Source organism: Wenzhouxiangella sp. XN201, assembly GCF_011008905.1.
Classification (GTDB): domain Bacteria; phylum Pseudomonadota; class Gammaproteobacteria; order Xanthomonadales; family Wenzhouxiangellaceae; genus Wenzhouxiangella.
In genome coordinates this window covers 1-14,368 of record NZ_JAAIVI010000020.1, presented here as the reverse complement: position 1 = coordinate 14,368, position 14,368 = coordinate 1, and the positions used below count along the sequence as shown (strand labels likewise).

The 14,368-nt window shown below is 63.7% G+C and carries 11 protein-coding genes; 4 read left to right on the top strand and 7 right to left on the bottom strand.

Annotation, left to right across the window (positions count from 1 at the left end):
- Position 1: 1 nt before the first annotated feature.
- Positions 2 to 1,222, bottom strand: a complete 1,221-nt coding sequence (locus tag G4Y73_RS09520; protein WP_164231411.1) for a P1 family peptidase — start codon at positions 1,220 to 1,222, stop codon at positions 2 to 4.
- 148 nt (positions 1,223 to 1,370) lie between these two features.
- Between G4Y73_RS09520 and G4Y73_RS09515 the strand changes: the two genes are divergently transcribed.
- Entirely contained in the window at positions 1,371 to 2,051 is a 681-nt protein-coding gene (locus G4Y73_RS09515) for a cytochrome c (protein WP_164231410.1), read from the top strand.
- Positions 2,052 to 2,113: 62 nt separating this feature from the next.
- Here the strand turns inward: G4Y73_RS09515 and G4Y73_RS09510 are convergent, their stop codons facing one another.
- The 5 genes from G4Y73_RS09510 to G4Y73_RS09490 form a co-directional block, all read right to left on the bottom strand.
- Complete coding sequence (locus G4Y73_RS09510; RefSeq protein ID WP_164231409.1) at positions 2,114 to 3,229, bottom strand: histone deacetylase; 1,116 nt, start codon at positions 3,227 to 3,229, stop codon at positions 2,114 to 2,116.
- Complete coding sequence (locus tag G4Y73_RS09505) at positions 3,229 to 5,241, bottom strand: hypothetical protein (RefSeq protein ID WP_164231408.1); 2,013 nt, start codon at positions 5,239 to 5,241, stop codon at positions 3,229 to 3,231. Before G4Y73_RS09505 ends, G4Y73_RS09510 begins: the two co-directional genes overlap by 1 nt.
- A gap of 69 nt (positions 5,242 to 5,310) precedes the next feature.
- Positions 5,311 to 6,597 carry a carboxylate--amine ligase gene (locus G4Y73_RS09500; RefSeq protein WP_240451273.1) on the bottom strand — a complete coding sequence of 429 codons (1,287 nt, stop codon included), beginning with the start codon at positions 6,595 to 6,597 and terminating at the stop codon, positions 5,311 to 5,313.
- 170 nt (positions 6,598 to 6,767) lie between these two features.
- Positions 6,768 to 9,887 carry an efflux RND transporter permease subunit gene (locus G4Y73_RS09495; protein WP_164231407.1) on the bottom strand — a complete coding sequence of 1,040 codons (3,120 nt, stop codon included), beginning with the start codon at positions 9,885 to 9,887 and terminating at the stop codon, positions 6,768 to 6,770.
- Positions 9,884 to 11,113, bottom strand: a complete 1,230-nt coding sequence (locus G4Y73_RS09490) for an efflux RND transporter periplasmic adaptor subunit (protein ID WP_164231406.1) — start codon at positions 11,111 to 11,113, stop codon at positions 9,884 to 9,886. Before G4Y73_RS09490 ends, G4Y73_RS09495 begins: the two co-directional genes overlap by 4 nt.
- Before the next feature lie 383 nt (positions 11,114 to 11,496).
- Here G4Y73_RS09490 and G4Y73_RS09485 point away from each other — a divergent pair, with 383 nt between their 5' ends.
- From G4Y73_RS09485 to G4Y73_RS09475, 3 genes are all read left to right on the top strand, one after another.
- Positions 11,497 to 12,255 carry a Crp/Fnr family transcriptional regulator gene (locus tag G4Y73_RS09485; RefSeq protein WP_164231798.1) on the top strand — a complete coding sequence of 253 codons (759 nt, stop codon included), beginning with the start codon at positions 11,497 to 11,499 and terminating at the stop codon, positions 12,253 to 12,255.
- 222 nt (positions 12,256 to 12,477) lie between these two features.
- On the top strand, positions 12,478 to 13,119 hold the full coding sequence (locus G4Y73_RS09480) for a Crp/Fnr family transcriptional regulator (protein WP_164231405.1): 642 nt from the start codon (positions 12,478 to 12,480) through the stop codon (positions 13,117 to 13,119).
- A 133-nt stretch (positions 13,120 to 13,252) separates the two neighbouring features.
- Positions 13,253 to 13,969, top strand: coding sequence for a Crp/Fnr family transcriptional regulator (locus G4Y73_RS09475; RefSeq protein ID WP_164231404.1), 717 nt, complete (start codon positions 13,253 to 13,255; stop codon positions 13,967 to 13,969).
- A gap of 45 nt (positions 13,970 to 14,014) precedes the next feature.
- Here G4Y73_RS09475 and G4Y73_RS09470 read toward each other — a convergent pair.
- A partial coding sequence (locus G4Y73_RS09470) for a hypothetical protein (protein ID WP_164231403.1) occupies positions 14,015 to 14,368 on the bottom strand: 354 nt, incomplete at its 5' end.

Here is a 14,368-nt window from a genome sequence, read left to right as displayed (position 1 = left end):
CTTAGTGTTCAGAGGTCTCGATCGCACCGTGCGCTTCGAGTAGCGGCACCACTTTTTCGAGCGGAATCGCCGGCATGGTTCGCCCCTCGTGACCGGTCATGGTCTCGGCCATGAACAGGGAGTTGAGAATGGCTTCTTCGGTGGCCTCGACCACGGCCAGGAACAGCGGAGACATGGCCGCGTTCGAAAGCTCGCTGACGGTCCGAACGTCGGCATCATCGACATGGATGCGCACCGCTTCGTGGGTGGAAAAGGCGATCACATAGTCGCCGCTGCCGTTGGAAGAAAATCCGCCGGTGCGGGCCAGACCGAGCATGGCGCGCCGGGCCAGACGTTCGAGGTTGCGCGAGGTCAGCGGTGCGTCGGTGGCGACGACGATCATGATTGAACCGTCGACATCCGGATCGTAGCCGGTCGTGCGCTCATCGGCCGGCTCGGAATCGCTGGCAGGTCGTTCGTACGGCACCTCCCCGACCATGAAATGCTGACCCAGGCGCTCGCCGACCGGCACGCCGTCGATACTCAGCACTCCGCCAAAATTCGACTGCACCAGCACCCCGACGGTGTGGCCGCCGCGTTCGGCCGGCAGTACCCGCGACGACGTTCCGATACCGGCCTTGAAGCCGAGCGCCCGCGTGCCGGTGCCGGCACCGACGTTGCCTTCGGCCACCGGTCCGGACGAGGCCGCCTCGATGGCCCTGGCGACCGCGTCGCCGTCGATGACCCGCGCACGGATGTCATTGAGCCAGCCGTCGTTGGTCTCGCCAGCCACGGCATTGACCGAACGCACGTCCTCGTTGCCGGGCAGCTCGAGTACGTAATCGGCCACTCCATGCGCGACCTGATAGACGCTGAGCGTATTGCTCAGGGCGATCGGGGTCTCGATCTCGCCGAGTTCGCGAATCTGGGTGAAGCCGACCGCCTTGCCGAAACCGTTGCCGACATACACTGCCGCCGGCACGCGCTCGCGGTAGGGATTGGCACCATGTGGCAACACGGCCGTGACACCGGTACGGATGCTCTCACCCTCGATCAGGGTGTGGTGACCGACCGCCACGCCCGCCACATCGGTGATGGCGTTCCAGCGCCCGGGCGTAAGAATGCCGGGCGAGAGCCCGAGGTCACGGGCGCGCCCCTTGTCGTCATGGGGCGCACTGGCATTGGCCTGCGACGGGATCAGCAGGCAAGCGAGAAACAGCGGAAGGCAGAACACTCTCAACATCGCGGATCACCAGGGATTGTGTGGATGCGAAAATCGGCACGCGTCACGGGTTGACCGTTCCGGCAACCAGTCTACCCTCGGTGTCGCCCATTCGCGGAAGCCCTGACGGGTTGCTAAGATGGTGGTCCAATACGAGGGAGGAACAACCATGAAGGCGATCGGACGCTTTATCCGAACCGTGCTCATTCTCGCCGTCATCGTCATCGGCGGCGCCATTGCTTATGCATTCAGCGGCCATTACGACGTGTCGGTCGGATCAGGTCACACGGCCGTAACCAATTGGTACCTGGAAACCTTGCGCGATCGCTCGATCGAGCGTCGGGCCGCCGAACTCGAGGTCCCCGACCTCGACGATACCGGCATGATCGAGGCCGGTGCGGTTGCCTACGACGGTTCCTGTTCCGGCTGTCACGGCCGACCCGGCCGGGATCCGAGCGACAGCTTCGAACCGCGGCCACCGGCCCTCACTCGGGGGCAGCCCGATCCGGCCGGCGTCTTCTGGGTCACCCGCAACGGCATCAAGATGTCGGCCATGCCCGCACGCGGCGAGGATCGCATGAGCGACGACGAGATCTGGACCATCGCCGCCTTCCTGCAGACCGCATCGAGTCTGACCGAGGGCGAATACCGCGAGATGATCGAACCCGAAGAGGAGCCTGAGCCCGAACCCGCACCGGAAGAGGATGCGGCGACCGAACAAGAAGCCGACGAGGCCGAAGGCGAAGGAGAGGAAGAAGACACCGGGGCCGACGAGGGCAACACCGACAACGAAGAATCGGAAGAAGAGCAGGACAACGAGCCCGATTCCGAGAGCGACGGCCCGGCTTGATTGCGGGCCCCGCACAGGGAGAAGACCCTCTGCGGTGAATCTGGCGGCCCCGGGTCGTCGCTTCAGTCCCGAAGCAGGGGAGACCGCTCGGCCAGCGCATCGGCCGCTTCGCGTACGGCCGGGAGACCGATGCGGCTGCGCTGCAGCGGCGGCAGTTCACAACCGGGGTTGCCGAGCATGCGCAGGCCGTGGGCCAGCCCTTCGCGCATCGGTTCGAGGTGATAACCACCCTCCAGGGCCATGGCCAGGCGACCGTCGCACAGTTCAGCGGCCAGGCGCTGCACGCGGTCGGTCAGATGCGCGAAGAGCTCCGTGCTGAACTTGCAGGCGAGGTGTTCGCGCGTTCCGTCGAAACCCGCAGAGACCAGGATCAAGCCGGGCTGGAATCGACGTGCCGCCGGAATCAGGATGCGATCGAATGCTTCCAGGACCGCCAGGTCGCCGGTTTGGGCCGGCAGGGGCACGTTCAAATTCGTGCCGCGCGCGCGTCCCCGTCCGACATCCTCCAGCGCGCCGCTGCCGGGATAGCAGGGTGCGCCGCGGTGGACATCGAAGAAAAGCACATCCGGATCGTCCTCGAAGATCGAGGCCGTACCGTTGCCGTGGTGAACGTCCCAGTCGACGATCAGCACGCGCTCGACGCCGTGCACGGCCATCGCATGCCGGGCCGCAACAGCGACGTTGTTGATCAGGCAGAAGCCCTGGTAATGCGCCGCGTTGGCGTGGTGGCCCGGAGGACGCACCAGGGCGAAGGCAGTGGCCGCCCGGCCATCGAACACCGCATCGACCGCCGTACAGACCGCACCAGCGGCACGAAAGGCGGCATCGACACTGCCCGGTGATACCGCCGTGGAGTCGATCGAAAGCATGCGCTTTCGCCCCCTGAGCTTGTCGAGGCGCTGCATGTGACCGCCGGTGTGGGCGCGACGGACGGTCGTTTCATCGGCCCGCTCGGGCGTCAGCCACAGCAAGCTGCCGTCATCGATTTCATGCACGTGTTCGACCAGCGATGACAAGCGCTCGGGCCGTTCGGGATGGAGCCAGATCTGGCTGGCAACCAGTTCACCGAGCCGGGCACGCAGCTGGCGCGAGTGATAGTCGCGCATCTCCGGTTGCAGCCCCGGAGGCTGGTGCTCGAGCATCTCGTCGTGATAAACCACCGCCAGCGGTGCTGCCATCAGGTCAGAACCACCTCCTGCCAGGCCCGCTCCCAGGCCCAGCTTTCGCGCACGCTCTCGGCGATGGCCTCGACCGCCTCGTCGGGTACCGTCTGCGGGTCGCCGAGTTCGCGTTCGTTGTAGTGGAACACGTAGAGACGCGCACAGAACTGCTCGAACGGCAGCGAGGACTCGCCGGGAATCTCGCCGTGGCCGCTGGTCGAGGTGACGATATCCTGCCCCCAGTCCTGTCGGCCCTCGTTGTTGGGGTTATAGAAGTAGACCCGCATGACGCCTTCGGGGTCGAGCGCGACACGCTGAATGGCGATGGCATGCAGGCCTACGTAGACGCCGAAGGGATCGGTCGCGACGATCCCGGCCGGCTGGGGGTAGATCAGCTCGGCATCGCCGTTGTAGTCGGGATGATAGGCGGCGTAGAACTGTCGAATGAAACCGGCGAAATCGACGACTGCGCCGGTGGCGTAGTCGATGGTGGTGGCGAAACTCCGGTGCACCCACCAGCCATGGAACTCGGGATTGATCCAGCGGTGCCCGTCCTCGCCGCGGCCAACGATGCGCCGTCCCATCTCCCAGTAGATCTTGTCGAGGTGCGGCACCAGCACCAGCGAAACCGTGTCGAGGTCGGTGTGCAGGCTCTCGATCAGGCCCTCGGTCAGCTCACTCGAGCGAATCAGGTCGCCCTCGAAATGCAGGTCGATCTCGTCATCGCGTGCGGCCCACATCACCAGCTCAAGCAGAAAGCCGGGATCCACCTGCGCCCAAAGACTGATGGCCCGGGCGGACTGGCAGGTAGGGTTGTTGCCCTGGCTCACGCCCAGCGGCAGTCCGAGCACGCTGATCACGCCGGCCAGCAGCAGGCTGTGACCCGACGGCGGATCGGCATGCGCGAATTCCTCGCGCAGGAGGGCCGAGACCTCCGGCAACGGTTCGAGCCGGGTCAGGCGCCACAGCGCGCCCGGAACCGGCGGAAAAAACAGCATGCCCCGATCGAGCAGGTTGCTTAAACCCAGGATGCACTGGGCAGTCGCCGGTCCGACCGCTTCGCGGATCAGGGTCCGGATCAGCGCATTGAATGCGTCGAGACTGTCGCTGCCAACCGAATCCAGGTCCATGGCCAGGCTCAGCTGGCGGTCACTGCCGGACTCGGCCAGCAGGGTCAGGATGGCGCCGTGTGCCGGGCAGACCAGGCCGGTCTCGGTCATGGACTGCCCGAGGGCTGCCAGTTCCTCGTCACGCTCGGCCTCCGACATCGCCTCGAAACCGGCCACGCAATCCACTACCGCCGAGCGGGTCAGCTCGGTCGGCCCGCGGTAGGCGGCCAGCAGCTTGCGACCACGCTGCAGCGCGTCACTGTCGGGCAGGCTTTCCCGCTCGAGCAGGCGCTCGACATGGCCGAGCAGGCGACGCGGGACTGCCACGTCGATCGGCCGTTGCTCGAGTACACGATCGGCCTCGGCGACCAGGGCTTCGATCACGCTGGTGCCGCCGAGCCGATCGAGCTCGAACGACAACAGCTGCCGGACAGCCTCGCGCTGACCCGCGCCGGTCCGCCCGGCCTCGGAAAGATCGGCCTGCAGCAAGTCGAGGTTGAAGACCAGGCTGCGCTGCAGAAAGTCGCGGGCGTCGTCGGCGCTCACTTCGGGGTGTTCGTACGTTCCTTCGGCGATGGCGAGCATGCGCAATCGGCTCAGGGCTTCCACGGCCACGCTCTCGACCGCACCGGTCAGCGAGCCGCGAGAAAGCTCGGGCTGCAACCGTTCGGGATGATTCCAGTCACTGCCCTCGAATACACCGGCTTCATCGAAGCGCCCGGCATAGCCGTGCAACCGCTCAGCGCCACCGGGCAGCTTGAGCAACCTGAGCGTGGCATTGAACAGACGCGGGAGATGCCCCGGCCGAGCAATCGCCGTCACCCGGGCGATGCTTTCGAGGGCATGTTCGAATTGTTCCTGGGCCCGGGCCAGGTCCGGGTTGTCGTTGCCGGATGAATCCTGCAAGCGTTGGTACTCCATTGGCGAGCTCTCGGGCCGGGGCCAATCGCGGCCTTATGCCGCGATTATGGCCCGGGGAAGCCCTGTTTCCTAGATATAAAAGTCCAGCTCTTCCTGGTGCTTGAGCAGATCCCGCATCTTGTGCGGATCATCGCCAAAGAAGTAGACCAGGCCCCAGTGGGTACCGAAGGCTTCGCGTTCGGCCACCACCTCTTCTTCCAGGGGATAGAGCTCGTGGCTTTCGAAGTACGGATGCTCGGCCGTCTCTTCCGGGAACGCCAGCTGGCTGACCACGCGCCGACGCGGGAACACGCCGAAGCAACCGGCATGGCCCTTGGCGCCCTTGACCGGCTCGGGGAAGAAGGCGTCGACTTCTTCCTTCGTCGACTTGGGGTCGAACACCAGCGCCGTGGCCTGGTAGGCGTTGAATCCGTAGGCGCGCTCGATCAGCTCGAAGGCCTTGAAACCCGGCGGACGATAAGCGACCTCGCCAAAGTACATGGTGCCGTCGGCGGTCACGAAGTACTCGGGATGGATCAACCCGAACTTGATGTCGAAGGCCTTGATCAGTTTCTCGACTTCCTTGGTGATGGCGTCCCGCCAGCTCTCAAGTTCGGGTGTGGCCGGCACGAACACCGAGTAGCCGAGCGTGACGTATTCGGAGATGTTGAGGAACTTGATCTCGCCGTCGTGAATCCAGGCTTCGACGGCGAACTCCCAGCCGTCGAGGTGGGACTCCATCAGCAACGGGAAATCCGTGTCCGGAATGGTGTCGATTTCCTGCGGCCTTCGAATCACCCGATGGCCCAGACAGCCGGCCTGGTCGAAAGCCTTGAGGTGAATCGGATCGTTGGGATCACCGTCGAGCTTGAGCAAGGTCTGGTTGACGCGGCGCAAAAAGCGGTAGACATCGTCGCGATCATGCGCTTCCTCGAAGACCCCGACACGAATGCCGCCGAGGTGCGCACGACGCTTCATCAGGGCCTTGTCGCGAAACAGCACGGACTGGCCGTGCAGGCGCGGCTGGTCCATCAGGACCGAGTTGATGGCGCCGGCCCATTCGACCACCTCCTCGAACAAGGGGATCGAGACATCCACGCCCTCCTTCTTGAGGGTCTCGGCGATCTCGAGCGAACGCTCGTTGAGCCGCTCGAAATCCCATTCGATGAACGGGATGTCGTTCTCGCGGGCATAGTCCGCCGCCCACGACGGCGCGACGACAACATAGCGACGGTCGAATCGCGCCATGGCGTCGATGGCATTGAGGCTCCAGCCAAGCAGGGCGATATAGCCCTTGTCGGGGTTCTTGTCCTTTTTCCCGGAATCGCCCAGTGTGGCGCCGGTCTCGGTTGGTGCGGACTGATTCTGCTGAACCATGCTCATGCCTCCTGTGGAAGGATTGTTGTGACCCCTTTCACAATCAAATCTAACACACGCACGTAAGTTTTTTGAAAAATGGCGTATTTTAGCGATCAATCACGAAAAATGCCGACATTTTCCAGCACCAAACCGCAGTAACGAACGTCCGACCCCGGCACCACCAGGCTTCAGGCCGACCCGCGCGCGCGACGTCGCTGCATGCTTTCATGAATATCCTCGAGCATCATGTAAAAGCACGGCACGACCACCAGCATGATCGAGGTCGCGAAGACGATGCCGAAGCCGAGCGAGATCGCCATCGGCACCAGGTGAACGGCCTGCAGGGAAGTCTCGAAGATGATCGGAGACAGCCCGCCGAAAGTGGTCACGGTAGTCAGCACGATCGGCCGGAAGCGGCGCGTGCCGGCGGCGACAATGGCGTCATGCGCCGACAGCTCACCCCGCTTGCGATTGGCAAAATGCACCATGATCAGTGCACCGTTGACGACCACGCCGGACACGGCGACGACCCCGAGCATACTCACCAGCGACAGGTCGTAGCCCAGCAGTATGTGCCCGATGATGCCGCCGACAATGCCGAAGGGAATGGCCAGCATCACGATCAGTGGCTGGATGTAGCTGCTGAAGGCGATCGCCAGTAGCGCGTAGACGGCGAACAGGGCCAGGCCGAAGCCACCCCACAGTGCAGCCGTGGATTCACGCAGTTCCTGGTTACTGCCTTCATAAGTCCAGGTCAGGCCGGGAAAATCGGCCTGGAGTTGCGGCATCACCTCTGAATCCATAGCCGCCTGAACCCGGCTGATCGCGCTCTTGGGCTCGACGTCGGTACCGACATTGATGATGCGACGCCCGTCACGGCGGTTGATCGAGGTGAACGACTGACCTTCCTCGATCCGCGCGACGTCGGCCAGCGCCACCTCGACGCCGTTGGGCGTCCTGAGCATGAAGTTTTCGAGCGTGCGGATATCCTCACGTTCTTCTTCCGGCAGCTTGACGCGCACTTCGATTTCGTTGGTGCCGCGCAGGTAGCGCAGCGCGATATCGCCGTAGAACGCGCCGCGCAACTGCCGCCCGACCGCCACCGGCGTTAGCCCGAGCGCCCTGCCTTCGGGCAATAGCGTGAAATCGAGCTGCGCCTTGCCGGCCTCGTAGTTGTCGTTGACGTCACGGGTATTGCCGAAGGCTTCCAGGCGTTCGACCAGCTCCGCCGAGGCGCGCTCGATCACCTCGATGTCGTTGTGACTGAGATCGATACTGATATCGTCGCGCCAGCTTCCCGGGCCGCGCTCGGCCTCGAAGGTGATCTGATCGACGCCCTTGATGTCACCAATCTGTTCGCGCCACAGCTCGATCACTTCCTGCGTACTGATGTCGCGCTCGGCCGGCGGCAGCATCACGATCTCGACGTCGATAAAGGTTCGGCCGCGGACGTTGGTCTTGATGCCCTCGGCTGCTTCGTACAGATCGTTCTCCTCGAACATCCGGTGCGTGGCCTCGGTGATCTGGGCGGCCATGTCGGCGGCCACATCGCGCGTCGTGCCCACCGGCAGGCGAACGCCGGCCTCGATTTCGTCGGCCGGCTGCTCGGGCATCATGATCATGCCCAGGTGGTCGCTGAGCGCGTACCCACCGGTGACCGCAAGCAGCGCGAGTGCTCCGGTCAGCGTGACATAGCGGTGGCGCACGCTCAGTTCCAGAAACGGCTTGTAGCGGGTCTCGATCCAGTTGCTCACACCGCGCGCGAAACTGCGCTGAATGTTGTGCAGGCGCTCGCCCACCGCCGCATGCGAGCGCTCGCGGATATTCGCCAGGTGCGATGGCAGGATGAACAGGGCCTCCAGCAGGGAAAGCGCCAGCACCGTCACCACCACCACCGGCATTGGCCACCAGTACTGCCCCATGATGCCGGGGATGAACATCACCGGCAGGAAGGCGACGATATTGGTCAGGATGCTGAAGGTCACCGGCCAGGCCATCTCACGGGCGCCGACAACGGCCGCATCGGTCATGCTCAGTCCGCGCTCGCGCTGCTCGTAGACATTCTCGCCGACCACGATGGCGTCATCGACGACGATGCCGAGCGCCACCAGGAACCCGAACATCGAGATCATGTTGATGCTGATCCCCAGGCTCGGCAGGAAGTTGATCGCGCCGACGAAGGAAATGGTCATGCCCATCATGATCCAGAAGGCCAGGCGCGCCTCCAGGAACAGCGCCAGGATCAGCACGATGATGACGATTGCCAGCGCCCCGTTCTTGAGCAGCAGGTTAAGTCGGTCACCGAACTCCTCGGCCCGGTTGGAATCGATGCGCCAGCTCACGCCCTCCGGCAGGGTGTGATCGAGCTCCTCGAGCACTTCCTCCACCGACTCGGCCACATCCAGCGGCGACTGCGTGCCGACGCGAAAGATCTCGATCTCGATCGAGGGCTGGCGATTGAATTGCGAGTGAAAGCCGGCTTCCTCGAAGCCGTCGCGCACCTCGGCAATATCTCCCAGTGTCAGCGCTGCGCCGCTTTCGGAACTGGCGATGACAATGTCGGCAATGTCGCGCGCCCACACCTTGCGCTCGTTCAGACGCAGCAGGATCTCGCCCCGGCTGGTGTCGATGGCACCGGCCGGCACATCGCGGCTGGACTGCTCGATGATGTCGGCCACCTCGCTGAGCGTCAGACCGTACTCGCGCAAGGTCTGCTGAGGGATCTCGACATGCGTGACATAGGCCGGAACATTGCCGAGCTCGACCTGCGTGATGTTGGGCTTGTTGAGCAGGCGGTCACGCACCCGCTCGCCAAGCTGGCGCAGCGACCAGATGTCGATATCGCCGAACAGGCCGATTTCCATGACGTCACGCTGCCACGAGCGCAGGCGCACCCGCGGCTCTTCGGCATCAATCGGGAAGGTACGGATCTGGGCCACCGCCTGGTCGACGTCCTGGTAGACGCGCATGCGGTTGACGCCGGCAACCAGCTCGAGATTGATCGATCCCGACCCCTCGCGCGCCGTCGACGTCAGTTCCTTGATCCCCTGCACGCCACGAACGGCTTCCTCGACCGGCAGCAGGATGCCCTGCTCGACCTCTTCCGGCGCCGCGCCCGGGTAGGACACGTTGACGTCGACGTAATCCAGCTCGTAGCGCGGCTGGACTTCCTTCTGCATGGTGATGGCGGTGTACACCCCGCCGGCAAGCAGGATGATCATCGCCAGGTTGGCCGCGATCGGATGGGTGGCCATCCATGCGATCGCCCCGCCGGGATTCGGGCCGGGACCGGGTGGCGTCGAACTCATGGGCCGACATCTCCGCCGGTGGCGTCCTCATCGCCCTCGACCCGCAGCCTCAGGCCCTCGCGCACAGTTGCCAGGCGCGTGGTCACGACGCGGTCGTTTTCGCTTAAGCCCTCGTCGATGTAGGCATAAGTCGCATCCTGGAAGACGATCGATACCGGCTGGATCACCAGCCGCCCGTCGGCCATCAGCCAGATGGTCTGGTCGGCGCGGATGTATTCGCGTTCGATGCGCACGACGTCGGTGATTTCGCGGCCCTCGATCAGGCACTGAACGTATTCGCCCAGCATCAGGCGGGGCGTTCCCGCATCGGCCGCGCGCGCCAGGGGATCGTCGACGGCAACCAGAATCCGCGCCAGGCGGGTATCGCCCTCGAGCTCGCCGATCATGCGAAACACCTCGCCCTGGCGGCTCACGCCCTCGGGCCAGGCACTGCGATTGCGGACGGCCACGCGCGATCCCGGCGATTCGCCATCGGGAATCGTCAGCCAGGCCAGGCGTGTGACCGGAACAGTCGCCTCGATCCAGTAGGTGTCCCGGCCGACCAGGCGGGCCAATTCGCTACCCGGGGAGACCTGCGAACCGACATTGACCGCCCGGTCGAGAACATGGGCCGCAAACGGTGCCTCGACGGTGGCGCGTTCCAGGTCGAGTTCGGCCTGCCGCAGATCGGCACGGGCCGATTCGACGTTCGCCTCGGCCGAGCGCAACTGCGGCTCGCGCAGCACCAGCGCGCGGCGCTCCGGCGGCAGTTCGCGATTGAAGGATTCGTAGTCGGCACGTGCAGCTTGTTGCTGGCCGCGTTCGATCTCGAGTTCGGCAATCGCCTGCTCGAGCGCGCTGCCGCGCTGCTCGACGGCGATCCGATAGTCGGCCTCGTCGATCGCCACCAGCAACTCACCGGCATCGACGAAACCGCCGGGCTCGAAGCCATCTCCCAGGGAGACCACTTCGCCCTCGACCCGCGCGCTCAGTGAAATCTCCCGCGCCGGTCGCACCGTGCCCATGGCCTCGATGGTGGGCCTGAACGTGCCGTACTCACCCTGCACCACATCGACCAGTGAGGCGGTCTGGCGCACGGCGCCGTCGCGGCGCGCGGTCGGTTCCGTACTGAAGATGAGATAGAGCAGAATCGCGGCCCCTAGCACCAGGGCGGCGCAGATCAGCAGGGTGATCCTGAGGCGTCGATTGTCATCGTCTTTTCTGACTGCAGGTGTTTCAGTGCTCACGGGGTATCCGCCCTCTCGAATCCGTTGATCGGTGCCGGCCACCGGACCAGCGTACTAGGGAGCCGACAACGACCCGCCCGGATGGTTTCACTGGAAACTAACAAATCCGTCGCGAAAGCGTTGTCAACGGGGCCATGTCAGCGCTATTCTCATAGTCTGCCACTATACGAATGATGACGCCGCTGCGACTTGGCGTACCGATCGCATCGACGACACTCAGTCAAGCACGCCGCGGGCGAAGGCCTCGGGCCATAACCTCCCCTCCCGGGCCGGACTGTTCGGTACCGCACATAAGCGACGGCGCCCACTGCATCATAATGGGGAGCGGACTTGAAGCGGAGACGGAGAATTCGGCCATGACGACCGGATCGGAACGAAAGGAAATGGGCGCTGACATCGCCCAGCAGGAAAAGGACTGGAAATCAGGTGCGAACACCGGTCCGGAGCGCAATGAACTGCTCGCTCTTTTACCTCAGAAGATAAAGGATCGGGTATTTCCACAGTTGCGCGAAGTCGACCTGCCGCTGGGCAAGGAGATCTATGCCGCCGGCCAGGATGTGCGCTACGTCTATTTCCCGGCCGACTGCATCATCTCTTTGCTCTACGTCATGCTCGACGGCCACTCGGCCGAGATTTCGGTCGTGGGTCGCGAGGGCATCGTCGGCATCGCGGTATTCATGGGCGGGGACAGCACGCCCAGCCGGGCGGTTGTCCAGAGCGCCGGCACGGCCTACCGGATGCCGGCCTCCGACCTCAAGCACGAATTCCACAACGATGCGGCCATGCGCATGCTGATGCTGCGCTACACCCAGTCCCTGATCACCCAGATGGCCCAGACCGCGGTGTGCAACCGGCATCACTCCATCGACAAGCAACTGGCTCGCTGGCTGTTGCTGTCCCTGGACCGGCTGCCGACCAACGAACTGACCATGACCCAGGAGCTGATCGCCAACATGCTGGGCGTGCGCCGGGAAGGGGTAACCGAGGCGGCCCGCAAGTTGGCAAAGATGGAAGTCATCAGCTACCAGCGCGGGCGGATCACCGTGCTCGACCGTGAAAAGCTGGAAGAACAAAGCTGCGAGTGCTACGCCGTGGTCAAGGAAGAAACCGACCGCCTGGCATCCTACTCGAAGTTCCTGTAAGCAGCCTCTGGACATTGGGGACGCGACCAGCCTGCCTCGAGCCACCAGCTGCCGGGAACCGCAAGTGCCTTTCGACGGCTACCTGGAATAGACCAGGCCGAGGCAAGTGGTTATTCTATCCATCTGAGTTGCCGGCATCAGGTGGTGGCTGTGAAAACCGGACCGGAACGCAACGACTTGCTCGCCCTCTTGCCTGATCCAGTAAAGGATCGGGTGTTTCCAATGCTGCGCGAGATCGAGCTGCCGCTGGGCCAGGAAATCGATGCCTCCGGCCAGAAAGTGAAGTACGTCTATTTCCCGGCCGACTGCATCGTCTCTTTGCTCTACGTCATGCTCGACGGCCACTCGGCCGAGATCTCGATTGTGGGCCACGAGGGCATCGTCGGCATCGCGGTGTTCATGGGCGGGGACAGCACACCCAGCCGGGCGGTTGTCCAGAGCGCCGGCACGGCTTACCGGATGAGGGCGACCGACCTCAAGCACGAATTCCACAACGATGCCACCATGCGCATGCTGTTGCTGCGCTACACCCAGGCCCTGATCACCCAGATGGGCCAGACCGCGGTGTGCAACCGGCACCATCACATCGACCAGCAGCTGGCCCGCTGGCTGCTGCTGTCCCTGGACCGGCTGCCAGGCAACGAACTGACCATGACCCAGGAACTGATCGCCAACATGCTGGGCGTGCGCCGCGAAGGGGTGACCGAGGCGGCTCACAAGTTGCAGGATCTGGGTATCATCCACTACCAACGCGGGCGCATCACCGTGCTGGACCGCCCGCGCCTGGAGGCGCGCTGCTGCGAGTGCTACGCCGTGGTCAAGCAAGAAACCGACCGCCTGATGGATTACGCGAAGCATCTTTAGGCAATTCCTGATTCAGGATGCGCGACGCATTGAACAGGTAATGCGCCTCGCTTAAGCATTCTGGAAATGTGCCGTAGCGCACAGACCATGGCATGCCTGACGGCGAGTATTGGGCCGAGCCAAGGATGCCGCAATGCCTGACACCAATCAACTCATCGATCGACTACCCGCTGACGCCGCCCAGTCACTACTGGCCGCGTCTCTCCAGATTGACCTCGAATTCAATCAGGTTATTGCCGAAGCGGGTGCGCCGATTTTCCAGGTACTGTTTCCGACGACGGCGATCATATCGGTCATGGCCGAGGTTCATGGCCACAAACCCCTGGAGATGAGCATGATCGGCCACGAGGGCATGCTAGGCGCCTCGCTGGCCCTGGGCGTCGACCGCCATCCCATGCAGGCCGTCGTCCAGAGTTCCGGTGCCGCCCTCCAGGTTTCGGCCACCCGGTTCCGGCGCCTGCTCACCAACAGCCCGGCACTGAAAAGCATCGTCGATCGCTACCTGTTCGTGCGGGCCGAGCAACTGGCCCAGAACGCTGCCTGCAATGCCTTCCACGAAGTTTCCGCCCGCCTGGCTCGCTGGCTGTTGACGATGGACGACCGGGCCCATGGCCAGCCCTTGATGCTGACCCACTTGTTCCTGGCGAACATGCTGGGCGTGCGCCGAAGCGCGGTCACGATCGCGGCCGGCAAACTGCAGAAAAAGCAGTTTATCTGCTATGCTCGCGGTCGTATCCAGGTACTGTCGCGCTCCGGTCTGGAGTCGGTCGCCTGCGATTGTTACCCGGCGACCCTGGCCGCCTATCAGCGCCAGTTCGGTCTCGAGATCACAGACAAGAAGAGTCCCTGACCGCGCGAGCGGCCAGGGTCGTCTCTCTAGGGAACCTCTGAACAACTATCTTCGATTCAGATCGAAATACCGCAGGAATACTGCGGCGATGACCATCATCATCAAGACAAACAGTGCAATCCCGCCCTGTGAAAAGATCGGCACACTCCGCGACTCCACCTGCTGCGAATTGATAAACGTGCAGGTAACGCTCTCGCCAGCCCCAAGATCGATGGCATTGACCGGCGAGCCATCGTCGCAAGTCGCGCTGTCGAGCTGCCAGCCGTCCGGTACGATTTCGCTTACCGCGTAAACGCCGGGTGTCCGTGTCTCCACGACGAACTCGCCGTGCATCAGGCTGAAGTTGCCCAGATCACCGCTGAAGCCGAAAGAGTCGCCCGTATCAGAAGGGTTGGCCTG